This is a genomic window from Stenotrophomonas maltophilia complex sp. Om-AH-Sm3 (genome assembly GCF_059337855.1).
The window spans coordinates 310,013-330,969 of record NZ_JBYBLQ010000003.1 but is presented as its reverse complement, the minus strand read 5'-3'; the positions used below and the strand labels follow the sequence as shown (position 1 = coordinate 330,969).

Here is a 20,957-nt window from a genome sequence, read left to right as displayed (position 1 = left end):
GGCTTAACTCTCTTGTTCCACCAGGCGCTGCAGCGCCGCCTGGCTGTGCGGGAGATCTGCGGCCTTGGCAACGTCCTGGCCGAGGAACTCCATGATTTCCGGCCAGCGTTCCAGGGCTTCGTCGGTGGCCGCGTCGTTGCCGCGTTGGTAGGCACCGATCGCAATCAGGTCCCGGTTGGCCGAGTAGGCCGAGACCAGTCGCTTCAACTTGCGGATGCGCAGGCGCCACGGTTCGTCGGCGATTTCCGTGACCACGCGGCTGACCGACGACTCGACGTCGATGGCCGGGTACAAGCCGCTGTCGGCCACGCGGCGCGAGAGCAGGATGTGGCCGTCGAGGATCGCGCGCGCGGCATCGGCGATCGGATCCTGCGGATCATCGCCTTCGGTCAGCACCGTGTAGAACGCGGTGATCGAGCCACGGCCCTTGGCGCCATTGCCGGCGCGTTCGACCAGTGCCGGCAGCTTGGCGAACACCGACGGCGGATAGCCGCGAGTGGTCGGCGGTTCGCCGACCGACAGGCCGATCTCGCGCTGCGCCTGGGCGAAGCGGGTCAGCGAGTCCATCAGCAGCAGCACGTTCAGGCCCTGGTCGCGGAACCACTCGGCAATGGCGGTGGCGCGGTAGGCACCATGCAGACGCGCCAGCGGCGGCCGGTCGGCAGGGCTGGCGACCACCACGGCGCGGCGAAGGCCTTCCTCGCCCAGCGTGGTCTCGACGAAATCGCGCACTTCGCGGCCGCGTTCACCGATCAGGCCGACCACGATCACGTCGGCGGCGGTGTAGCGGGTCATCATGCCCAGCAGCGTCGACTTGCCGACGCCGGACCCGGCGAACAGGCCGACGCGCTGGCCGCGGCCGATCGGCAGCAGCGCGTTGATCGCGCGCACGCCCACGTCCAGCGGCTGGGTGATCGGTTCACGCGCCAGCGGATTGATCGACACGCCGGCCATGCCAACATGGCCTTCGGCGCGGATCGGGCCCTTGCCATCCAGCGGCACGCCGTCGCTGTCGATGACGCGGCCGAGCAGGCCTTCGCCCACTTCCACGCCGCCCCGGCGCGCCGATGGCACCACCCGGGCATTGGGCAGCAGGCCATGCAGTTCGGCGCTGGGCATCAGGTAGGTGCGCTCGCCGGCAAAGCCGACCACTTCTGCATCGACCCAGCCACCGTCGACCACTTCCACCTTGCAGCTGGCACCCAGCGGCGCTTCGCAGCCGACCGCTTCCAGGGTGAGCCCGACCGCACGGCGCAACACGCCCTCGCGGATCAGGCCGCGACCATGCGCGGTGTCCACGCGCAGGCCATCCAGGCGCCGCGCCAGGCGCAGGTTGCGGGCTACGGCCCAGTCGGCCGGCGGCGGAGTGGTTTGCGGTCCGACGCTCATGCGGTGGCTCCGGTCTGGCGGATCACCGCATCCAGGGCCCCGCGCAGGCGGGCTTCCAGGGTGCCGTCGATGCGCACGGCTTCGGCGTGCACGCGCAGGTCGCCACGGCTGAGGCTGGTATCCGGTACCAGGCGCTGCGTCGGCGAAAGATTCAACAGCGGGGCGAGGGCAGCGATGTCATCCGGGTGCAGCCGCACTTCCACCTCGCGGGTGCTGCCGCCCACGGCGTCGATCGCTTCGCCGACCAGCTGCGCCAGCAGTGCCGGCTCGGCTTCGTAGGCGCGGCCGACCAGTGCGCCGGCGATGCGAACCGCCAGTTCGCCGAGTGCACCGACCACTTCGTTCTCCAGCCGCACCAGCGGCCGGCTGAAGTTGTCCAGGATCCCTTCGATCTGCGCGGCGAGGCGACGTACTTCGGCCTGGCCCTGGCCGTAGCCGTCGGCATGGCCCTGTTCGAACCCTTCCTTCTCGGCGTTGTCCTGGATCGCCTGGATCTCTTCAAGGGTCGGCAGCTGCAGCGGCGGCTCCGGTTCGTGTTCCGGATCCGGCTCGGTGAGTTCGAACGCATCCTCCTGCTCCAGCACTGGTTCGGGCTGGGCCAGCAGGTCCGGGGCAAGCCAGCGCACGACGTTGCTCACAGCATGGCCTCCGCGCTGCCACCGATGGTGACGGTGCCTTCATCGGCCATGCGCTTGACGATGGCCAGGATCTCGCGCTGCGCGCCTTCCACGTCGGACAGGCGCACCGGACCGCGGGCCTCCATGTCTTCGAGCAGGATTTCGGCCGCGCGCTGCGACATGTTGCGGGTGATCTTGTCGCGCACCTTGATGTCGGCGCCGCGCAGGGCCAGGCCCAGGCGCTCGCCGCTCACCTCGCGCAGCACCAGCTGCATCTCGCGATCGTCCAGGTCGACCAGGTCGTCGAACACGAACATCAGGTCCTGGATGCGGTTGCTCAACGGCGCATCGATGCGCGCGATTTCGCCCAGGATTGCCTGGTCCTGGCCGCTGTCCATGAAGTTCAGGATGTTGGCTGCGCACTGCACGCCGCCGATGTTGGACGACTTCAGGTTCTGGTTGCCGGCGAACTGGCGCTCCATGATCTCGTTGAGTTCATTGAGCGCGTTCGGCGGAATACCGTCGAGGGTGGCGATGCGCAGCAGCACATCCACGCGGGTACGGTCCGGCAGCAGCTTCAGCGCGTCGGCGGCCTGGTCGGTTTCCAGGTGCGCCATCACGATGGCGATGATCTGCGGGTGCTCGTTGCGCACCAGGTCGGCCACCGCACGCGGGTCCATCCACTTCAGCGCGTCCAGGCCGGTGGTGTTGCGGCCGAGCAGGATGCGGTCGATCAGGTTGCCGGCCTTCTCGCTGCCCAACGCCTGCACCAGCATGTTGCGGATGTAGTCATCCGAACCCACGCCCAGCGAGGTCTTCGAGCCCAGTTCCTGGCCGAACTGGTCCATCACACGCTCCACCTGCTCGCGGGTGATGTCGGTCATGGTGGCCATGGCGATGCCGATCTTCTGTACTTCCTTGGGTTCCATGTGGCGCAGCACTTCGGCCGCATCCAGCTCACCCAGCGAAAGCAGCAGCACGGCCGCGCGCTGTACACCGGTCAGTTGTGCCTCAGTCATTGGCCACCCAGCCCTTGACCACCTGGGCCACGCGCTTGGAGTCGGTCTTCACGGCTTCACGCGCCATCCGCAGTCGTTCCTCATATGAATCCACCGGCAGTGCGAGCGCATCCGGTCCGCCCAGGCTTGCCCGGTCGGTGCCCAGCGCTGGCAGCGCAATGCCATCGTCATCGACCAGCTGCACATCCGCCGTATGCGGCTCCAGCGCCTGCTCGTCTGCCTTCCTGCTCTGGCCGGTGATCGCGCGCAGCGCCGGGCGCAGCACGCCGAACAGCAGCGCCAGCACCACCACCGCGCCCAGCAGCATGCGGCCGGCGTCGTGCACCCACGGCAGCTCCCACCAGGCCGGGCCTTGTTCGGGCGTGGTCTCGCGCACGAACGGGGCATTCATCACCGACACGGTGTCGCCACGCTCGGCGTTGAAGCCGACGGCCTGCTTGACCAGCGCCTCGACGCGGGTCAGTTCGGCGGCCGACAGCGGCTGCGGGCTCATCTTGCCGTTGGCGCCGGCGCGCGGCACGTTGTCCACCAGCACCGCCACCGACACGCGCTTGATGCGGCCGGCCGGCTGGCGGGTGTGCTGCAGGGTGCGGTCCAGCTCGTAGTTGCGGGTGGCGTTCTTGCTGCTTTCGGTCGGGGCCTGCGCGGTGGCCGGCGCGGCCTGCTGGCCCGGCGGGCTGTTGCTGGTGGCACCCGGCACGCCCTGCGGACCCGGCGTGCTGGTGGTGTTCTCGCTCATCTGCTCGCTGCGCAGCTTCTGCGGTTCACCGTTGTAGAGCTCACGGGCTTCCTCGGTCACCGAGAAGTCCATGTCCACGCTCACTTCCGGGTTGACGCGGCCGGGGCCGGTCATCGGCTCCAGCAGCTCGCGGATGCGCTGGTTGAAAGAGGTTTCCTGGCGCCGCACCTGCTCGAACTGCGCGGCGTTGACCGCCGCCTCGCTGTTCGGGTCGGTGATGCTGAGCATGCGCCCGCTCTGGTCGACCACGGTCACCCGTTCCGGCGCCAGGTCCGGAATGCTGGCCGCGACCATGTGCACGATGGCGTCCACCTGGCTGCGTTCCAGCTGCTGGCCGCCCCGCAGTTCCAGGGTGACCGAGGCGCTGGCCACGTCACGCTGGCGGGTGAAGGCGCTGGGCTTGGGAATGGCCAGATGCACGCGTGAATCACGTACCGGGCGCAGCGTGTTGATGGTGCGCGACAGCTCGGTTTCCAGCGCGTGCTGGTAGCGCGCGCTTTCCACGAACTGGCTGACGCCGAAGCCCGGGTCGCGTTCCATCAGCTCGAAGCCGAGCTTGCCACTGTCGGTCAGGCCGGAGCCGGCCAGCTTCAGGCGGGCGTCGTGCAGGTTCTTTTCCGGCACGGTGATGCCACCGGTGGCCGGATCGAGCGCGAACGGAATCTGCGCGGCGCGCAGCAGGTCGGTCGCTTCAGCGGTCGCCTTCTGGTCCAGGCCGGTGTACAGCGGGACCATGCCCGGCTTCTGTGACCAGAAGAACACGGACAGGCCTGCCGCCACCGCCACCGCGATCATCGCCATCAGGCCCAGCCGACGGGTGATCTGCAGACTCTGCAGGCGGTCGAACCATTGCCCGGCCTTCTCGGCGTTCAGGCTGTCCTTGGAGAGCGTCAGTGCCATGCGTCAATGTTCCTTACAGCGGCATGTTCATCACGTCCTGGTAGGCCTGGACGAGACGGTTGCGGACTTCCACGGTGGCGCGGAAGGCGATCTGGGACTGCTGCGAGGCGACCATCACCTTGGCCAGGTCGGCGCTGGGGTCGCCCATTTCAAAGGCCTTGGCGAGGGCGCCGGACTTCTGCTGCGCATCGTTGACGCCGGCAATCGCACCACGCAGGGTTTCGGTGAAGCTGGCCGGCTGGGCCTGCGGCGCGTCCAGCACCGTGCCCGGCAGGGCGTTGCTGCGCGGCGTTTCGCCCAGCGGGTTGAGCGCCGGCTGCCCCATCTGGGTCTGATAGGAGCGGATCTGCGAAAGGATCGAAGTGACGGAGTGGGACATCTGCAACGGTTCCAGAAACAGGGATGGGGTTGTCTGCTGGAGCCAGTGCAAGTGCCGTGCCGAAACCGGTTTTCGATTCAGTGACGTGAGGAGGTTGGGTGTGCGTGCGGGGTTGCACCCCGCTCCCCGCGGTAGTGCCGGCCGCTGGCCGGCAACCTCAGTGGCAATGACCGAAGCCGGAGCCGGAGCAACAGCAGAAGCGGGTCTACTGAGGGTTGGCGGGGTGGGTCCGGTTGCGGGGGGCGCCGTAAACCCGTCCTTGGGGGCTTGGCCGCGGCATCCATGCCGCGGACACCCCCGCAACCGGACCCACCCCGCCTTCGACAGTGGGCCGCGATCTGTTGGGACCTGCTGCTGTTGGTGGGTGCCGACCGTTGGTCGGCACTGATTGGACGGGCTCTGACCCCATTGAAGGCGCCATTTATCCGGCGTCGGTTTTCTGGCCTACGGCTGCAGGGTCCAGCGGCCGGAATTCTGGCGCTGGCGCGGGGCGATGGGGCCGTCGTGCTGGGTGTAGATGAAGCGACCCTGGCGGTCGCTCTGGCAGGTCAGCAGCAGGGTGTAGCGTGCGGGGCCGGCCGGGTGGCTTTCGCTCATCTGGATCTCCGCGATATGCGGGGCCAGGCGCTGGTAGCGGTAGCTGCCGCCGATGCGCAAGTCAGTGCCGAGGATGTCCAGCACGTACTGGCTGCCAGCAAAGCTGAGCTGCACCATGCGTCCGGCGTTCGGATTGTCCGGCGCATACAACGGGTCGCTGAGGTTGGTGAAGTGGCGCTGGTCCAGCGTGACAGGCAGCGTGCAGTTGGCCGCGGTGGCCAGGGCCGGGCAGAGCAGGGTGGCGAGCAGGGCAAGGCGATGCATGGTGGAACCTCCTTGGGGGTGTCCTCGCCATGCTCCGCACTGCGGCGGTGTTGTCTCTAGGAAAACGTGCAAAAGCAATGGGCGCAGATCCCTTTCCGCAGCAAAGGGATGTGAGCCCAGGGCCCAAAACACCAACGCCCGGGCAAGCCCAGGCGTTCGTGCCCCCTTCATGCTGGCAATGCGTTTCAGCCGGCCAGTTCGGCCTGCTCGCGCTCGATGCCGTACTTGCGCAGCTTTTCCACCAGGGTGGTGCGGCGCAGGCCGAGCAGCTGGGCCGCGTGGGCGACCACGCCCTGGGTGCGTTCCAGTGCTTCGTTGATCAGGCCAAGTTCGATGTTGGCCATGTGGTTGCGCAGGTCCATGCCTTCGTCGGGCAGCGCCGCCGGTGCCGCCGGGCGATTGACGGCAATGCCGTGCTCCAGTGCCGGCTGGTTGCCGCTGCCCGGGGCGTGGAAGGAGAAACTGCGCAGGTCCAGGCGTTCTTCGCTGGCGGCCGGCTGTGCCGGTGCCGGCGTGGCGGCGGCCAGTGCCGCATCGCCACGGTAACGGGCCGGCAGGTCCTGCACGCGCACCGAGCCCCCCGGATGCAGCACCGCCAGGCGCTCGACCAGGTTGGTCAGCTCGCGCACGTTGCCCGGCCATTCGTAGCCGGCCAGCGCCTGCAGGGCTTCCGGGGTGAAGCGCACTTCGCCACGGCCAGTGCGGGCCAGCTGCGCGGCGATGGTTTCCACCAGTGCCGGCAGGTCTTCGCGACGCTCGCGCAGCGCGGGTACTTCAATCGGGAACACGTTGAGGCGGTAGAACAGATCCTCGCGGAACTTGCCCTCAGCGATGCGGGTCTCCAGGTCGCGGTGGGTCGCGGCCACCACGCGCACGTTGCAGCGGATGGTCTGGTTGCCACCCACGCGCTCGAAACTGCGCTCCTGCAGCACGCGCAGCAGCTTCACCTGCATCGGCAGGCTCATGTCGCCGATTTCGTCGAGCAGCAGGGTGCCGCCCTCGGCCATTTCGAAACGGCCCTTGCGCGCGGTCAGCGCGCCGGTGAAGGCGCCCTTCTCATGGCCGAACAGTTCGCTTTCCAGCAGGTCGGCCGGAATGGCGCCGCAGTTGATCGCCACGAACGGTCCGTCACGGCGGGGCGAACGCTGGTGGATGGCGCGCGACACCACTTCCTTGCCGGTACCGGATTCACCCAGCACCAGCACGGTGGTATCGAATGCGGCCACCTGCTCGATCATGGTGCGCAGGGCGCTCACTGCCGGGCCGTTGCCGGTGGGTCCCTGGTCCTGCGCGGCGCCGGCCTGATGCTCGGCATCCAGGCGCTTGAGGCTGGCGCGGCGCAGCAGGGCTTCCATCTGCGCGTGGCGCAGCGGCGTTTCCAGCGGCCAGATATTCGCTTCATGCAGCCCGTGCTGCTGGGCAAACACTGCGGCATCACCATCGGCCAGCAGCACCGGAGGCGGCAGGCTGCTGCCGCCCAGCCAGTTGTACAGCGCGGTGCTGGCGGGGCTGTCGTCCAGGCTGCCGACGATCACCGCCATCCAGTCGTTCTGGCGCTGCCGGCCCAGGTCGAAGTCGGCCGCGTCGGAGACCCAGCGCGGATTGAAGTCCATGAATTCCAGCAGGGCAACGGTGCGCTCTGCGCGCACGGCGTCGTTGTCCAGCACCAGGATGCGCGATTCACTCACGACTGTTCCTCCCTGAGGCCTTCCAGGATCGGCATGACTTCCTGGATGTAGGACAGCTTGCTGACAAAGTTGTCGGCACCGGCACGCAGCGCGTGTTCGCGGTGCTCGGCGTCGTCGAAGTGGCTGGCGATCACGATGTACGGCGCATCGTCCTGCGACTTGATCAGGCGGGTGGCCTGCAGGCCGCCCATCTCCGGCATGGCCAGGTCCATCAGCACCACCTGCGGGCGCAGCGTTTCCGAGCGCTCGATCGCTTCCAGGCCGTTGCCGGCACTGCCGACGATCTGCAGCCAGTCGATCTTGCGGAAATGGCGCATCGCCGCGTTGATGAAGCCCTCGTGGTCATCGACCAGCAGGACCGTGAGCTTGTTCATGTCCAACATCCTTTTCAGCCCACCCGGGCCAGCTGCGGTTGCCTGGCGCTGAGCCGGCGCCGTTCGCGGGCCGGGGCGATATCCAGTTGTTCTCGGTATTTTGCGACGGTTCGGCGGGCAATGTTCACCCCCTGGCGTGACAGCAGGCCGGCAATGGCCTCGTCGGCCAGCGGACGGCCGGCGGGTTCGGCGTCGATCAGGCGGCGGACCATGGCTTTCACCGCCTGGCCGGAGACGCTGGCGCCTTCCAGGCGCACCGCGAAGAAGTGCTTCAGTTCGAAGGTGCCGCGCGGGGTCTGCAGGAACTTGCCGGTGGTGATGCGCGAGACGGTGGACTCGTGCATGCCGATTTCCTCGGCCACTTCCTTCAGGGTCAGCGGCGCCATCGCCTCTTCGCCACGCACCAGAAAGGCGGCCTGGCGCTCGACGATCACACGCGCGGTGCGCAGCAGGGTGTCGTAGCGCATCGACAGGCCGCGGCTGAACCAGCGCGCCTCCTGCAGCATCTCGCGCAGTGCCGGCGCGGCTTCGCTGGTTTCGGCCAGCGCCTGTTCGTACTGGCTGTTGATCGAGACGCGGCGGCTGGTGGCCGGGTTCAGTGCCACCTTCCACTGCCCATCGGCATGCCAGGCGACCACGTCCGGTACCACCACCGCATTGCGTTCGGGCAGCAGGCTGTCGCCGGGGCGCGGCTGCAGCGAGAGGATCAGGCGCACCGCCTCGCGCACGTCGTCGATCTCGGCGTCGTGCTGGCGGGCGAGGGCGGGGTAGTCGTGCGCGGCCAGTGCCTCGAGCGCGCCATCGAGGATGCGGGCGGCCAGGTGACGCGCGGGGACCACACCGTGCAGGCTGCGCAGTTGTGCCTGCAGGCCTTCGCGCAGGTCCTGCGCAGCCATGCCAGCCGGTTCACCGTGCAGCAGCTGCTGGCGGATGGCCTCGACGCCTTCGGCGGCGATGTCGAACTGGGCGCTGGCCAGCAGCTGCAGCTGCGCCAGTGGCGCCTGCAGGTAGCCGGCCTCGTCGCAGTGGTCGAGCCAGAACGCGGCCACCGCCAGTTCGCGGTCGTCCATGTCCAGCGCCAGGCGCTGCAGCACGCGCAGCTGAGGGTCGGTCGACTCACCGGCGGCAATGCGCGCCATGCGGTCGTCGTCGCCGTCCTGCCAGCTGGCGCCGGCCACGTCCCACATCGAAGACTCCGGCAGCTCGTCGAACGCGGCGGTTTCCAGCGTGGTGGCGCTGACCTCGGTGGCATCAGCGGCAGGCGCTTCGGCCTCTTCGATCTCCAGCAGCGGGTTGGAGTCCAGCAGGCGCTGGATTTCCTGTTCCAGGTGCAGGCCATCAAGCTGCAACAGCCGTATCGACTGCAGCAGCTGCGGGGTGAGGTGAAGTTGTTGGCCCAGCTGGGTCGAGAGTGCAGCCTTCATCGTGGTTCCCCGGCGCCGCTCCCCGGCGCCTTGTGGAACGCATCTTGCTTTTGATCCGGCGTGGGCGGAATCGGGGGGTTCCTGAAGGGATTCGTGGTTGTCCCGACAGGATGTAGGGGTATTCCCTACATCGGCGCGGAATGTTGACGATGATCGCGCCTAAGTTGCTGATTTTCGGTGTGGTTGCCGGGGTGACCGGGCTGTGCCGTGTACGGGTTCCTGTCGGGGCGTGTCAGGGTGACGGGAATTCGTCGCCGGTGCAGTGCCGGGCAGGGGTCAGATCCCTTTCCTGCGGAAAGGGATCTGACCCCATTCGCAGGCAATCACTCCAGCTCGTGCTGGTGGCGCGCGGCCAGCAGCAACAGGTCATTGGCGCGGCGGCAGCCCAACGACTCCATCATGCGTGCGCGATGGGTTTCCACCGTCTTCACGCTGATGCCCAGGTCCGCGGCGATTTCCTTGTTGCTTTCGCCCTTGCCGATGCGGCGCAGGATCTCGCGCTGGCGCGGCGACAGCGCGGCAATGCCGGTGGGCTTCTCGCGGCCCAGCATGGGGGCCAGCATCTTGGCCGAGATCTGGGGACTCAGGAACACCTGGCCGGCATGCGCGGCGCGCAGCGCCAGTTCCAGCTCCTGCGGTGCTGCATCCTTCACCACGAACCCGACCGCACCGCGATCCAGGGCGTCGCGCACATGGGCGGCATCGTCGTGCATGGTCATCATCACCACCCGGGTGCCCGGGGCGCGCAGGCGGATGTCGCTGAGCGCTTCCAGGCCGGTGCGGCCCGGCAACGAGAGATCCATCAGCACCACATCCGGCGCATGCTGCAGGGCCAGCTGCAGTGCCTGTTCGGCGTTGCTGGCCTCGGCGACGAGCTGCACGTCGGCAAACCCCTGCAGCAGCCGCGCCAGGCCGGCGCGGACGAGGGTGTGATCGTCGACGATGAGAACTCGCACAGGCACGCAACAGATCCGTGTAGGGGAGTCCACCTTAACTTAGCTGAACGGGCGCGCCAAGGCTTGCCCGCCAAGCGTGATGGTGGCAGCTTTCAGCGCGCCCGGCGCGCCTCGGCCACCTGGCGGCGGTGCAGTCGGAACAGGTGCCGTTCCATTGCCATTTCCAGGCCGTCGCCCAGGCGCTGGAAGCGCAGCCACAGGAAGTGGCCGCCGCTGCCGTCGGCTGCCTCGGCGATCACTTCCACCGGCAGGTCGATGTGGTCGGGCAGCCAGTCGCTGGGCTGCAGGCGCACCACGCCGGCCTGTCCGGGGCTGGCACCACTGCGCGGGCCCAGCTGCAGGCGGATGCCACGGCGCGACCAGCGCACCGGACGCAGGGGCAGTTCCAGGCCCTGCTGGCGCACCAAGCGGCCGAGCAGCACCATCGCCAGGTCCAGCTTGGCTTCAAGGCGTTGCAGCTGCAGGGTGGCCTCGTTGCGCTCGTCGTGCTCGTCAACACGGCTGTCTTCGACCAGTGCCAAGCTGCGCAGCAGGCCTTCGGCACCGCTGGTGCGTCCGGCCGCGCTGCCCGCCTGGAACTCGGCCGGCAGGGCCAGCTCGCAGCTGAGCGTTTCGTCGAACAGCTCGCTTTCGGCAGGATGGTGCAGCGACGTGGTCGGCAGCTGGGTCATGCCAGCGATTCTGCCTGCAGGTAGGCATGGGCGGCGCGAAGAGAGCGCTGGCCGTCATTCATCAGTGCGGCTGCTGCATCGCGGCGCTGGCGCAGCAGGCCCAGAAGGCTCTGCTGGCGCTCGAACAGGGCGCTCAGCGGCCCGTGGTCCGCAGCGGTCAGCGGCTGGCTGAGCAGGGCATGCAGGGTGCTGTCGTGCCCGTCGAGCAGGCTGTCGGCCTGGTCCAGGGCGTCATCGCCCAGTGCCTTCTCGAAGGCATCCAGCTGCGCGTGCAGTTCGGGCAGGCTCATGGCGCCACCGCGGCCGGGCGGCGCTGTTCGTGCGGGATCGCGTTCCAGGCGCTGTCGATCTCGCCCAGCAGCTGCAGCGATTCATCCAGCGCGGCGCGGTCGTTGTGCAGGTTGGCTTCGGTCAGGCGCTGCAGCACGTAATCGTACAGGGCCGACAGGTTGCCGGCGATCTCGCCGCCGGCCTCATGGTCCAGCGAGCCGTTGAGGTGGCCGACGATCGCGCAGACTTCGCCGATCGCCTTGCCCTTGCCGGCCTGGTCGCCGCGCTCGAGGCTGGCCAGGGCGCGACGCACGCGCTCCAGCGCGCCGGCCAGCAGCATCGCCACCAGCTTGTGCGGATCGGCATCGGCGACCGCACTGGTCACTCCCACCTGGCGGTACTGCTCGGCATATTGACGGCTGGAACCGTACATTCGTGATTCTCCTTGCGCGGGGTGCCGTCGGGTGATCGTGGGGATCGGTGCCGGCGGCGCGGCGATGATTGCTGTTGCGTCCGTTATCGGTGCATTGCGCGGCAAACTTGAGTGCCACGCACGCATCGTCAGCGGTTCAACTGTGCCAGCTGCTGCTGCAGCGCCGTGTTGCTCTGCTGCAACTTGCCCATCAGGCTGTCCAGCGCGATGAACTGCTTCTTGTAGCGCTCTTCCACGCTCTTCATCCGCGTGTCGAGATCCTTGCGGCGCTTGTCGATGTTGTCCAGCGTGGTGTTCAGGCCCTTGGTGCGCGCGACGAACGCGCCTTCCTTGCCGACCGTGGTGCTCACATAACCGTCGACCAGCGTGTACAGCTTGCCGGCGCCGCCGGTATCACCGGTGATCGCCTGGCGCATCTTCTCCGGCTGGCTGGCCAGGGCGGCGGCGAACTTGGTGGTGTCCAGGATCAGTGTGCCGTCGGCATTGGGATAGCCGCGGGTATCCAGGCCGATCGCCTTGGCATCGAGCTTGTCACCGGCCAGGTCCTTGAGCACGCTCGACATCACCGAGCGCAGCTGGCTGGTGGCGCCGCGCATCTGCGCATCGCCGGTCAGCGTAGAGGCTTCCTTGGTCTTGGCGTCGTACTTGGTTTCGGTGTTGATCGCCGCCAGTGCAGCGTTGTAGGCGGTGACGAACTCCTGCATCACCTTGGTGGCTGCTGCAGTATCCGTGCTGATGGTCACCGTGCTGGTGCCCGGCATCTTCAGGTTCAGGGTCAGGCCCGGAACCGCATCGGCCACGGTATTGCTGGCGCTGACGACCTTCACACCATCGATGGTCAGCTCGGCGTCGGCGGCGGCGGTGTTCTGCTTGAGGCTGTTGACCAGCCCCCCCAGCTTGGCGTCGCTGCCTGCGTACTCGAGCTTGATCGCGTTGGCGGCACCGGTCTTCTCCTGGGCGATCGACAGGTACTGGTCGTCGCCGGAGCTGATCAGGGTGGCCTGCACGCCTTCCTTGCGGCCGGCCGCATCGATCTTGTTGCGGATGGTGGTCAGCGTGTCGCCGTCCTCCACCTCCACGTTCATGGTCTTGGCCTTGTCGCCCACGCCAACGGTCAGCGTCAAGGTTCCGGCAGCAAACGTGTCGGTCTTCGGTACCGAGGTATCGGCGATCAGTTTGTGCGCGGTGGCCAGCGAGGTGACATTGACCACGTGCGTGCCGTTGGAGGCCGCCGCCTTGGTGGTGCCAACGTCATACAGCGCGACCGACGCCGTCAGGATCTCGTCGGTGCCCTTGTCGCCGCCTTTGCTGGCGGTCACCGTGCGCGTGTCGAACGCCGTGGTGGCCTTCAGTGCGGTCAGCGCCGTCTTCAGCTTGTCGAAGGCCGAGGTGATGGTGCCGATCGACGACAACTGCATCTTGGCCTTGGACTGCTGCAGGTTCAGCGCATTGTCGGCGGGCTTGCGGTCAGCTGCGACCAACTGGTTGACGATGCTGGAAATATCCAGTCCCGAGCCAATGCCACCGTATCCAAAGTCTGCCACGTCGTTTCTCCTGGTATCCGGGCCCGGCCGTCGTGCGCTGGCCCGTCGTCAACGAAAATAGCGGCCTGCGCCGCTGGGTCTTGAGGACTTCGTTGATGCATGTGCCGTGCCAATCGCCTGGCGCAGGTTCTGGCACGCGGGTTGCAGGAGGGCTGGGGCAGGGTGCGGGTGGGTTCACCGCGGGCTGCCGGGAGTCTGCAAAAAGCCCTCCCCCAATGCAGGGGAGGGATCAGGCTACTGACAATCGGGGGGAGACGAAGCCGCCCGGTACGTACAGTCAAAGGTACAGCGCTGAAAGAGAGGTCCGCAGGAGCGGGCGATGCCAAGCCGGATCGGGACTCATCCCGGGCCGGGCATGGCCCGCGCCTTCGTGCATCGTGGCTTCCCGGTTGCCGCTACCGTCGGTTCGACCCGACGGTAGCGGCACCTTCTTGCCGTGGATCAGCGCAGCAGGCTGAGCACGCCCTGCGGCACCTGGTTGGCCTGGGCCAGCATGGCCGTACCGGCCTGCTGCAGGATCTGGGTGCGGGTCAGTTCGGCGGTTTCCTTGGCGAAGTCGGTGTCCTTGATGCGGCTGCGCGATGCCGACAGGTTTTCCGACGAGGTCTGCAGGTTGGCCACGACCGAGGTGAAGCGGTTCTGGATCGCACCGAGGTCGGCGCGGGTGCTGTTGATCGCACCTAGGGCCTTGTCGACCACTTCCAGGGCCTGCTGGGCACCGAGCACGGTGCTCACGTCCAGCTTCTGCACGTTGGCCGAGGTGTCGGTGCCAGCAGTGTAGGCGCCGGCAGCCGCTGCGGTGCCCCAGGTCTTGGCGGTGGCATCGTAGTCGCTGCGCATCAGGGCGATATCGGCAGTGGCAACGGCCTTGCCTTCCTTCACCGAGCTCAGCTTCAGGGAGCCGTCGGCATTGGCTTCGGCGTAGATGCCGGCCTCGCCGATCTTGGCGTTGATGGCGGTGGCGACGGCCTTGGATGCATCCGCCGTGGTGGCGCCGGCCTTCACTTCAACCGTGCCGATGTCCACGCCCATAACGGTGCCGGAGAAGCGGGCACCGTCGGTGCTGGCGGCCAGGGCAGCGGTCGCACCGGTGGCGAAGGTCGAGGTGCCCAGCGAGCCGGCCTTGGCATCGATGGTCTTGTCGATGGCGATGGCCTGGCCGGCATTGGCGCCGACCTGGAACAGCTGGCTGGAGAAGGTGCCGTCCAGCAGCTTGGTGCCGTTGAAGTCCGACTGCTTGGCAACGCGGTCGATTTCCGAGACCAGCTGGGTCACTTCGGCCTGCAGGGCCTTGCGGTCGCTGGCCGAGTTGGTGGCGTTGGAGGCCTGCACCGACAGCTCGCGGACGCGCTGCAGGTTGTTGCCGATTTCGGTCAGCGAACCTTCGGCGACCTGGGCCAGCGAGATACCGTCGTTGGCATTGCGGATGGCGACGTCGGTACCGCGGATCTGCGTGCCGAAGCGCTCGGAGATCGCCAGGCCGGCGGCGTCGTCCTTGGCGCTGTTGATGCGCGAACCGGAGGACAGGCGCTGGATGGTGGTGGCCAGCGAGCTGCCGCTGGTGCTCAGGTTGCGCTGAGCATTCAGGGACATGGTGTTGGTGTTGATGACTTGTGCCATGGTGCTTTTCCTTTGGCGAAGGTGGAACGTGTTTCAGGATCCGGGCGCGGCGTCATGCAGCGCCCGGAGGTCGATCAGCGAGTGGATCAGCGCAGCAGGCTGAGCACGCCCTGCGGCACCTGGTTGGCCTGGGCCAGCATGGCCGTACCGGCCTGCTGCAGGATCTGGGTGCGGGTCAGTTCGGCGGTTTCCTTGGCGAAGTCGGTGTCCTTGATGCGGCTACGCGATGCCGACAGGTTTTCCGACGAGGTCTGCAGGTTGGCCACGACCGAGGTGAAGCGGTTCTGCACGGCACCGAGGTCGGCGCGGGTGCTGTTGATCGCACCCAGGGCCTTGTCGACGATTTCCATCGCCTGCTGGGCGCCCTTCACGGTGCTGACGTCCAGGTTGCTGGCGTACTTGGCGGCCGGCGCCGCAGCGTCGGTGGTCGCGGTGAAGGTCGGCGCAGTGGCGCCGGTCCAGGTGCCCGGGGTCGCGGTGATGGCCTTGAACGAGCCATCGGCGTTGGTGCTGTCCTTGACCGAGGTCAGGGTCACGCCGGTGGTGCCGTTCACTTCCGCATAGACGCCGGTCTCGCCGATCTTGGCGTTGATCGCGGTGACCAGTGCTTCGCGCGAGGCCTTGCCGGTGGCAGCGGCGTCCGCGCCCTGCTTGACCGAGACGTCAGCGATGGCGACGCCATTGATGGACAGGCCGGTGGTGCTGAAATCAGCGTTGGTGCCCGGGTCGGCCAGGGCCAGCGAGTTGGTGTCGAACTTGGCGCCGCCCAGGGCATTGGCCTTGGCATCGATGGTCTTGTCGATGGCGATGGCCTGGCCGGCGTTGGCACCGACCTGGAACAGCTGGCTGGAGAACGAACCGTCCAGCAGCTTGGTGCCGTTGAAGTCCGACTGCTTGGCGACGCGGTCGATTTCCGAGACCAGCTGGGTCACTTCGGCCTGCAGGGCCTTGCGGTCGCTGGCCGAGTTGGTGGCGTTGGAGGCCTGCACCGACAGCTCGCGGACGCGCTGCAGGTTGTTGCCGATTTCGGTCAGCGAACCTTCGGCGACCTGGGCCAGCGAGATGCCGTCGTTGGCGTTGCGGATGGCGACGTCGGTACCGCGGATCTGCGTGCCGAAGCGCTCGGAGATCGCCAGGCCGGCGGCGTCGTCCTTGGCGCTGTTGATGCGCGAACCGGAGGACAGGCGCTGGATGGTGGTGGCCAGCGAGCTGCCGCTGGTGCTCAGGTTACGCTGAGCATTCAACGACATCGTATTGGTGTTGATGACTTGTGCCATGAGGAGAGGTCCTTGAGCGGTTGCACGTGAGTTGGGTCAGACGCCCCCGACGTGCCCCGGGGGCGGCTCATGTCAGCGCTGCAACAGGCTGAGCACGTTCTGCGGTACCTGGTTAGCCTGGGCCAGCATGGCCGTACCGGCCTGCTGCAGGATCTGGGTGCGGGTCAGTTCGGCGGTTTCCTTGGCGAAGTCGGTATCGCGGATGCGGCTGCGCGATGCGGACAGGTTCTCCGAGGAGGTCTGCAGGTTGGCGACCACCGAGGTGAAGCGGTTCTGGATCGCGCCGAGGTCGGCGCGGACGCTGTTGACCGATTCCAGGGCCTTGTCGACGATCGACATCGCCTTCTGTGCGCCTTCGGCGGTGGTGACGTTGAGGTCCTTGACGAAGCTGGCCGCCGCACCGGTCAGGGTGCCGCCGTTGGTGCTGGTCTCGGTCAGGCCCAGGCCGGCAATGGTCGCGGCGGTGACGCCGGCCGGCGGGGTTGCCGCGCTGACGCCCAGGGCGAAGGTCTGGCCATCCTTGACCGAAGCCAGGCTGATGACGCCGGCATTGACCGAGGCCACCACGCCGGTTTCACCCAGCTTGTTGTTGATCGCCGCAGCGGTGGCCGAGGTGATCGACTCGCCGGCCTTCACGGTGAAGTCGCTGATGGTGACCGTGGTGGCGGTGCCGCCCGGCGGGGTGACCGAGACCTGCAGGCCGGAGTAGGTGGTGTCGGCCGTGGCCTTGTCCACCGCCAGCGCAGTGCCGGTGTAGCCGTTGGCAAAGGTGGCCGCCCCCAGCGAATCGGCCTTGGCGTTGACCACGCTGTTGATGGCGATGGCCTGGCCGGCGTTGGCACCGACCTGGAACAGCTGGCTGGTGAAGCTGCCGTCCAGCAGCTTGGTGCCGTTGAAGTCGGCCTGCTTGGCCACACGATCGATTTCCGAGACCAGCTGGGTCACTTCGGCCTGCAGGGCCTTGCGGTCGCTGGCCGAGTTGGTGGCGTTGGAGGCCTGCACGCCCAGTTCACGGATGCGCTGCAGGTTGTTGCCGACTTCGTTCAGCGAACCCTCGGCGACCTGGGCCAGCGAGATGCCGTCGTTGGCGTTGCGGATGGCCACGTCCAGACCACGGATCTGGGTGGTGAAGCGCTCGCTGATGGCCAGGCCGGCCGCGTCGTCCTTCGCGCTGTTGATGCGCAGGCCGGACGAGAGGCGCTGGATGGTGGTGGCGAGCGAGCTGCCGCTGGTGCTCAGGTTGCGCTGAGCGTTGAGCGACATCGTATTGGTGTTGATTACCTGTGCCATGGGGTCGTCTCCTCTTATATGGAACCCGTTGGTGAATGAAACGAAGCGCCGCCTGTTTTTTGTGTGGCTGTGTGCTTCGCCGTTGCCAAATGAATAACGGCGCTTTGTCAACAACCTTTAGCCGTGAATTCCGCTGAAGCCAGAATTCGTTGCCTGAAGCTGTTTTCCCGGGGTTTTCAGCCCTGTTGCCAGGGTGGAAGCGACCCCGGGAGGGGCGGTCGGGCAGGGCCTGACCAGCGCTGATGAAGGTATCGGCGGGGCGGGGTCGGGCTTGATGGAAAATCACGGAAAATTGGCTGGAACCTGCGCCAGGCAGCACCAGGCCATGTCCGTCGAGGGCAACAACACGGGAGCGCGCAAAAGAAAAAGGCCGCGATGCAGGGCATCGCGGCCTTTCAGGGGTGACGCAGGAGAGGCGTCAGCGCAGCTTGTTGAACAGCGACATCGACTGCATCTGCGAGAAGATTGTCTGCGCCGCCTGCAGTGCGGTGCTCTGCAGCTGGTACTGGCTCAGTGCATCGGCGTAATCCAGGTCGCGCATCTGCGACAGCGTGGTCTTCAGGGTCACGCCATTGGCCTCGCGCATCTCCGCCGCGTTGTCCAGCGCCTTCAACTGCGCACCACCGGCAGCGCGCGAATCGATCATCCGCTCCGAGGCGCGCGCCACGTCGCGCAGTGCGCTCTGCAGCTGATTCTGCTGCGCAGTCATCTGCGCGGTGGTACCGGTGTCGGCACCCAGCGCGGCGACCAGGTTGTCCATGGTGGAGAAGATGTCGCGGCTGCTGGCGGCCTGTACGCTGAAGCTGTCGCCCGCTGCCGGTGCGCCGGTGATGCGCAGGCGCACACCGTTCACTTCCAGGTCGTCGCCAGCCTTGTAGGTGCCGGTGCCGGTCACGTTGCCCGCACCATCCACCACCTCGTACTGGGTGCCGGTGGTGAAGCGCACGCTGAAGCCCTGGCCGTTCCAGCTGTCGCTGCCGTCGCGGGTGATGTTGGTCAGCACGCCGTTGCCGGTGTTGCCGGCCGCGGCGCTGCCGTCAACGAAGCCATCGCCGGTGGGGATGCGCATGAAGATCTCGCTGCCGGGCAGGGCGTCGCGCACATAGGTATCGGGGCCGACTTCAACCTGGCGCTGGGTCTGGTCGCCGCGATAGACCACCTTGCCGTTGATCTTGGCAAACGGCGGGTCACCGTCGTTGGTGCCACCGAACACGTAGCGGCCGGTACCATCGTCGGCGTTGGCCAGCGACAGCAGGCCATCGCGGATCTGGTTGACCTCGGTGATCAGCGTCTTCTTGTCCGCCGCGCTCAGCGCCGGATTGCTGGCCTGGATGGTCAGATCGTTGACGCGCGCCATCAGGTCGTTGACCTGCGCCAGGGTGTTTTCCTGCACACCCAGGCGGTTCTGCACATTGCCGGCGTTGAGCTTCATGCGGTCCAGTGCGGCCAGGCTGCGATCAAGGCCGACTGCAGTGCCGGCGGCAACCGGATCGTCCTTGGCGCTGACGATCTTGCTGCCGGTGGCAATCTGCTGCTCCAGGTGGCTGAGCTTGGCCTGCTTGGCCATCATCAGCGACACCGACTGGTTGAACATCATGCTGGTGGAGATGCGGCTGCTCATCGGCGGACGGCTCCCAGGATGGTCTGGAACATGCTGTCGGCGGTGGAGATCAGCTGCGAGGCGGCCTGGTAGGCCTGCTGCAGGCGCAGCATGTCGGCGGCCTCTTCGTCCAGGTTCACCCCGGAGACCTCGTCGCGGGCTTCCTGTGCCTTGTCATTGATCACCAGCTGCGCATCGAGCGAGTACTCGGCTGAGCGGGCGGCTGCGCCGACCTGGGTGGTCAGGCCACCCAGTGCACCGTTCAGTGTCACCGTTCCGGCGTTGAAGGCCTTCGTGCTTTCCACCTTGGCCAGCCTGGAGGCGTTGCTGTTGTCCGACGAACCGGCCGGGGTCGGGGTGATATTGAAGGTATCGCCCACCTTGGGCGCGCCATCGAGCACGAAACTCCAGCCGTTGGCACTGATGGTCTGGCCAGGCGTATAGGTCTGCGGCGGGCCACCGTCGATGGTGTAGGTGGTCGCCGAGGTGAACACGATCGCCGACGGGTTGCGCAGGTTCGCGTTGGCCGAATCGGTGACGGTGACGCCGCTCAGCTTGCCGGTACCGGTGTTGGCGGTGGCGGCTGCGCCCTTGACTGCGGCGGCCGCGGCAATGCGCGACGGATCGGTGATGGCCATCTCCAGGCTGCCGGCCACGCCGGCGGTGGGCTGCAGCAGGAAGCGGTCATTGGCCGCCGGGGTGCCGCCGACGACCAGGTTCACGCCGTTGATCACCAGCGGATCGGCGGCGGTGCCGGTGCCGGTCAGGGGAATGCTGGCGCCGGTGTCGGCGCGGCTGGCCTTCCAGGTGGTGCCATCGAACTGCAGCACCACGTTCTGTGCGTCCAGTTTGCCCAGGTCGCCATAGGTGGCGCTCAGGCTGGCGGTTCCGGTATTGCTGTTGTTGCCGGTCACGCGCGGGCTGCCGACGTTGAAGAAGTCCCCGCCCATCTGGCCATACAGATCCACACCCTGGTGGTGGACCTGGTTGAAGCTCTCGGCCAGGCCCACCGCCAGCTTGCCCAGTTCGGCCTGCGCAGGGGTCAGCACGGTGTCGCGGAATTCCAGCAGGCCACCGATCTGGCCACCGACCGCTTTCGGGTCGAGGCGGATGGTGTTGCCCTGGGTCTCCAGTGCCAGCTGCAGGCGCTCGGGCTGGTACGGATCGGCCACGGTGGTGACCTTGGTCGCCGTGGTGCCCACCACCAGCGCGTTGCCGCCGGCAGTGTAGACATTCATGATGCCGCCGTCCTGGATCACCGCGGTGCCACCGGTGTAGCCGATCAGCTGGGTGATCAGCTGGTCGCGGCGGTCGAGCAGGTCCGGTGCTGCCGAGGCAATGTTGGTGCCGATGGCACCGTTGATCTGCGCGATCTCCTGCGCAAGGCGGTTGACCTCGGTCGCACCGGCCAGCAGGCCGTTGTTGACCTCGCTGTTGAGATTGTTCAGGTGCGTGTTGAGCTGCACGAAGCGGTTGGCCAGCGCCTTGCCACCGTCGAGCATGTTCTGGCGGTCGGCGGTGCCGGCCGCGTTGGACGACAGGCCACTGACCGAGTCGAAGAAGTTCGACCAGACGCCGGCCACGTTGGTGGCGGCATCGGAGAACAGGGCGTTGACCCGGTCGGCCATGCCCGAAAGCTGCTTCAGGCGCGCCAGCTCACCGCTGCTGTCGAGCAGGCGCGAAATCGCCAGCTGGTCGGCCGTGCGACGGATGTCGGTGATGCGGGTGCCGTTGCCGACCGTGCCATAGCCATAGTTCTGTGGATCGGCGGTGGCGAAGTTCACCTTCTGCCGGCTGTAGCCGGGTGTATTGAGGTTGGCCACGTTGTGGCTGGTGGTCGCCAACGCACGCTGGAAGGCGAGCAGGGCACCGGTACCGGTGGAAAGTACGCTGGACATGGTGTTCC

19 protein-coding genes are annotated in these 20,957 nt (G+C 67.2%); all 19 read right to left on the bottom strand.

All coding sequences use genetic code 11. The features are described 5' to 3' along the window. Positions 1–3: 3 nt before the first annotated feature. Entirely contained in the window at positions 4–1,389 is a 1,386-nt protein-coding gene (locus AC10QF_RS06120; RefSeq protein ID WP_049412897.1) for a FliI/YscN family ATPase, read from the bottom strand. Then, positions 1,386–2,027 carry a FliH/SctL family protein gene (locus AC10QF_RS06115; protein ID WP_065178547.1) on the bottom strand — a complete coding sequence of 214 codons (642 nt, stop codon included), beginning with the start codon at positions 2,025–2,027 and terminating at the stop codon, positions 1,386–1,388. The genes AC10QF_RS06120 and AC10QF_RS06115 overlap by 4 nt, the downstream gene beginning before the upstream one ends. Beyond that, a complete protein-coding gene (fliG, locus tag AC10QF_RS06110; RefSeq protein WP_024958226.1) occupies positions 2,024–3,010 on the bottom strand; it encodes a flagellar motor switch protein FliG in 987 nt (328 codons plus the stop codon). Before fliG ends, AC10QF_RS06115 begins: the two co-directional genes overlap by 4 nt. Before the next feature lie 7 nt (positions 3,011–3,017). Beyond that, positions 3,018–4,664 (bottom strand): flagellar basal-body MS-ring/collar protein FliF, encoded by a 1,647-nt coding sequence (gene fliF / locus AC10QF_RS06105; RefSeq protein ID WP_171956910.1) that lies wholly within the window; start codon positions 4,662–4,664, stop codon positions 3,018–3,020. 13 nt (positions 4,665–4,677) lie between these two features. Further along, positions 4,678–5,043 carry a flagellar hook-basal body complex protein FliE gene (gene fliE / locus AC10QF_RS06100; protein WP_005409552.1) on the bottom strand — a complete coding sequence of 122 codons (366 nt, stop codon included), beginning with the start codon at positions 5,041–5,043 and terminating at the stop codon, positions 4,678–4,680. A 444-nt stretch (positions 5,044–5,487) separates the two neighbouring features. Beyond that, the gene (locus AC10QF_RS06095) at positions 5,488–5,904 is read right to left on the bottom strand and encodes a hypothetical protein (RefSeq protein WP_494541929.1); all 417 of its coding nucleotides are present in this window, start codon (positions 5,902–5,904) and stop codon (positions 5,488–5,490) included. A gap of 185 nt (positions 5,905–6,089) precedes the next feature. Then, positions 6,090–7,592 (bottom strand): sigma-54 dependent transcriptional regulator, encoded by a 1,503-nt coding sequence (locus AC10QF_RS06090; protein WP_494541928.1) that lies wholly within the window; start codon positions 7,590–7,592, stop codon positions 6,090–6,092. Beyond that, positions 7,589–7,966, bottom strand: coding sequence for a response regulator (locus tag AC10QF_RS06085; protein ID WP_005409556.1), 378 nt, complete (start codon positions 7,964–7,966; stop codon positions 7,589–7,591). Before AC10QF_RS06085 ends, AC10QF_RS06090 begins: the two co-directional genes overlap by 4 nt. A gap of 14 nt (positions 7,967–7,980) precedes the next feature. Beyond that, on the bottom strand, positions 7,981–9,390 hold the full coding sequence (gene rpoN / locus AC10QF_RS06080) for an RNA polymerase factor sigma-54 (RefSeq protein ID WP_494541927.1): 1,410 nt from the start codon (positions 9,388–9,390) through the stop codon (positions 7,981–7,983). A gap of 323 nt (positions 9,391–9,713) precedes the next feature. Further along, positions 9,714–10,346 carry a response regulator gene (locus AC10QF_RS06075; RefSeq protein ID WP_005413261.1) on the bottom strand — a complete coding sequence of 211 codons (633 nt, stop codon included), beginning with the start codon at positions 10,344–10,346 and terminating at the stop codon, positions 9,714–9,716. 92 nt (positions 10,347–10,438) lie between these two features. Next, positions 10,439–11,017, bottom strand: a complete 579-nt coding sequence (locus AC10QF_RS06070; RefSeq protein ID WP_069138606.1) for a PilZ domain-containing protein — start codon at positions 11,015–11,017, stop codon at positions 10,439–10,441. Then, complete coding sequence (locus AC10QF_RS06065; protein ID WP_069138605.1) at positions 11,014–11,307, bottom strand: hypothetical protein; 294 nt, start codon at positions 11,305–11,307, stop codon at positions 11,014–11,016. Before AC10QF_RS06065 ends, AC10QF_RS06070 begins: the two co-directional genes overlap by 4 nt. Continuing rightward, positions 11,304–11,720 carry a flagellar export chaperone FliS gene (gene fliS / locus AC10QF_RS06060; protein ID WP_005416447.1) on the bottom strand — a complete coding sequence of 139 codons (417 nt, stop codon included), beginning with the start codon at positions 11,718–11,720 and terminating at the stop codon, positions 11,304–11,306. The genes AC10QF_RS06065 and fliS overlap by 4 nt, the downstream gene beginning before the upstream one ends. Positions 11,721–11,848: 128 nt before the next feature. After that, complete coding sequence (fliD, locus tag AC10QF_RS06055; RefSeq protein ID WP_049412079.1) at positions 11,849–13,264, bottom strand: flagellar filament capping protein FliD; 1,416 nt, start codon at positions 13,262–13,264, stop codon at positions 11,849–11,851. Between the two features lie 441 nt (positions 13,265–13,705). Beyond that, a complete protein-coding gene (locus AC10QF_RS06050; RefSeq protein ID WP_049442739.1) occupies positions 13,706–14,884 on the bottom strand; it encodes a flagellin in 1,179 nt (392 codons plus the stop codon). Positions 14,885–14,970: 86 nt separating this feature from the next. Next, the gene (locus AC10QF_RS06045) at positions 14,971–16,161 is read right to left on the bottom strand and encodes a flagellin (RefSeq protein WP_099485385.1); all 1,191 of its coding nucleotides are present in this window, start codon (positions 16,159–16,161) and stop codon (positions 14,971–14,973) included. A 72-nt stretch (positions 16,162–16,233) separates the two neighbouring features. Next, positions 16,234–17,451: a flagellin gene (locus tag AC10QF_RS06040; protein ID WP_005416451.1), complete on the bottom strand. Its 1,218-nt coding sequence runs from the start codon at positions 17,449–17,451 to the stop codon at positions 16,234–16,236. A gap of 418 nt (positions 17,452–17,869) precedes the next feature. Continuing rightward, on the bottom strand, positions 17,870–19,072 hold the full coding sequence (gene flgL, locus AC10QF_RS06035) for a flagellar hook-associated protein FlgL (RefSeq protein WP_049412414.1): 1,203 nt from the start codon (positions 19,070–19,072) through the stop codon (positions 17,870–17,872). Then, positions 19,069–20,949: a flagellar hook-associated protein FlgK gene (gene flgK / locus AC10QF_RS06030; protein WP_049412411.1), complete on the bottom strand. Its 1,881-nt coding sequence runs from the start codon at positions 20,947–20,949 to the stop codon at positions 19,069–19,071. The genes flgL and flgK overlap by 4 nt, the downstream gene beginning before the upstream one ends. Between the last annotated feature and the right edge of the window lie 8 nt (positions 20,950–20,957).

Coding starts and splice junctions, on each gene's coding strand:
- flgK (WP_049412411.1), bottom strand. CDS start 20,949: ATGTCCAGCGTACTTTCCACCGGTACCGGTGCCCTGCTCGCCTTCCAG.
- AC10QF_RS06040 (WP_005416451.1), bottom strand. CDS start 17,451: ATGGCACAGGTAATCAACACCAATACGATGTCGCTCAACGCTCAGCGC.
- rpoN (WP_494541927.1), bottom strand. CDS start 9,390: ATGAAGGCTGCACTCTCGACCCAGCTGGGCCAACAACTTCACCTCACC.
- flgL (WP_049412414.1), bottom strand. CDS start 19,072: ATGAGCAGCCGCATCTCCACCAGCATGATGTTCAACCAGTCGGTGTCG.
- AC10QF_RS06120 (WP_049412897.1), bottom strand. CDS start 1,389: ATGAGCGTCGGACCGCAAACCACTCCGCCGCCGGCCGACTGGGCCGTA.
- fliS (WP_005416447.1), bottom strand. CDS start 11,720: ATGTACGGTTCCAGCCGTCAATATGCCGAGCAGTACCGCCAGGTGGGA.
- fliF (WP_171956910.1), bottom strand. CDS start 4,664: ATGGCACTGACGCTCTCCAAGGACAGCCTGAACGCCGAGAAGGCCGGG.
- AC10QF_RS06065 (WP_069138605.1), bottom strand. CDS start 11,307: ATGAGCCTGCCCGAACTGCACGCGCAGCTGGATGCCTTCGAGAAGGCA.
- AC10QF_RS06045 (WP_099485385.1), bottom strand. CDS start 16,161: ATGGCACAAGTCATCAACACCAATACGATGTCGTTGAATGCTCAGCGT.
- AC10QF_RS06050 (WP_049442739.1), bottom strand. CDS start 14,884: ATGGCACAAGTCATCAACACCAACACCATGTCCCTGAATGCTCAGCGC.
- AC10QF_RS06070 (WP_069138606.1), bottom strand. CDS start 11,017: ATGACCCAGCTGCCGACCACGTCGCTGCACCATCCTGCCGAAAGCGAG.
- AC10QF_RS06095 (WP_494541929.1), bottom strand. CDS start 5,904: ATGCATCGCCTTGCCCTGCTCGCCACCCTGCTCTGCCCGGCCCTGGCC.
- AC10QF_RS06085 (WP_005409556.1), bottom strand. CDS start 7,966: ATGAACAAGCTCACGGTCCTGCTGGTCGATGACCACGAGGGCTTCATC.
- fliE (WP_005409552.1), bottom strand. CDS start 5,043: ATGTCCCACTCCGTCACTTCGATCCTTTCGCAGATCCGCTCCTATCAG.